Source organism: Paenibacillus sp. UASWS1643, from assembly GCF_008693195.1.
Lineage (GTDB): Bacteria > Bacillota > Bacilli > Paenibacillales > Paenibacillaceae > Paenibacillus > Paenibacillus amylolyticus_B.
This window is the reverse complement of the sequence record NZ_VXKZ01000063.1, coordinates 1-1,085: the sequence shown is the minus strand read 5'-3', so window position 1 is coordinate 1,085 and position 1,085 is coordinate 1. Positions and strand designations below refer to the sequence as shown.

Here is a 1,085-nt window from a genome sequence, read left to right as displayed (position 1 = left end):
TTGGGGTGAAGTCGTAACAAGGTAGCCGTATCGGAAGGTGCGGCTGGATCACCTCCTTTCTATGGAGAATCGTTTCCTGCAACGGAAACATTCAAATATAAAATCTAGCCAGGTCGGCTAGTTACTCACTCGTTGCTCAGTTTTGAGAGCTCAAACTCTCAAACGTTTGGTGGCGATAGCGAAGGGGTTCCACACGTTCCCATCCCGAACACGACCGTTAAGCCCTTCAGCGTCAATGGTACTTGGACCGCAGGGTCCTGGGAGAGTAGAACGCCGCCAAGCGTAACCCATTTTGGGTTCAAATAGTATATATAATGTGGGCCCTTAGCTCAGTTGGTTAGAGCGCACCTCTGATAAGGGTGAGGCCGGTGGTTCGAGTCCACCAGGGCCCACCATCTATACCTTTAAACTTTATATGGGGCCATAGCTCAGCTGGGAGAGCGCCTGCCTTGCAAGCAGGAGGTCAGCGGTTCGATCCCGCTTGGCTCCACCAAAAATGTTTTACAAGTTTGTTCTTTGAAAACTAGATATCGAAACGAAACAAACGCGAATTAGAACATTCCTTTATAGCTGAACTTGTGCAAACAAGTCAAGTGTATAAAGGTAGTTAAATTGCTTTTGTGATGGTATCGGGTAAGAGCGACTTTTGGCTTTGCGCAAGCAAACCAAGGGAAGCGAGCGACCGAAACCGGAACAAAATGGTTAAGCTACTAAGAGCACACGGAGGATGCCTAGGCGCTAGGAGCCGATGAAGGACGTGGCGAACAACGAAACTGCCTCGGGGAGCTGTAAGCAAGCTTTGATCCGGGGGTGTCCGAATGGGGAAACCCAGCTGGGGTAATTTCCAGTTACTCATAACTGAATACATAGGTTATGTAGAGGCATACCAGGGGAACTGAAACATCTAAGTACCCTGAGGAAGAGAAAACAATAGTGATTCCGTCAGTAGCGGCGAGCGAACGCGGAGAAGCCCAAACCAGAGAGCTTGCTCTTTGGGGTTGTGGGACGTCTCACATGGAGTTACAAAGGAACCGGTTAAGCGAAGAGGTCTGGAAAGGCCCGCCAAAGAAGGTAAAAGCCCTGTA

General features: G+C 49.4%; 2 tRNA genes and 3 rRNA genes. All 5 read left to right on the top strand.

The annotated features are described in order from the left end of the window. Positions 1-59 (top strand): 16S ribosomal RNA (locus tag FE296_RS00305); the annotation flags it as partial. 106 nt (positions 60-165) lie between these two features. Continuing rightward, a 5S ribosomal RNA gene (rrf, locus tag FE296_RS00300) occupies positions 166-282 on the top strand. A gap of 36 nt (positions 283-318) precedes the next feature. Next, positions 319-395, top strand: a tRNA-Ile gene (locus tag FE296_RS00295). Positions 396-417: 22 nt separating this feature from the next. Beyond that, positions 418-493, top strand: a tRNA-Ala gene (locus tag FE296_RS00290). 207 nt (positions 494-700) lie between these two features. Then, a 23S ribosomal RNA gene (locus FE296_RS00285) occupies positions 701-1,085 on the top strand; the annotation flags it as partial.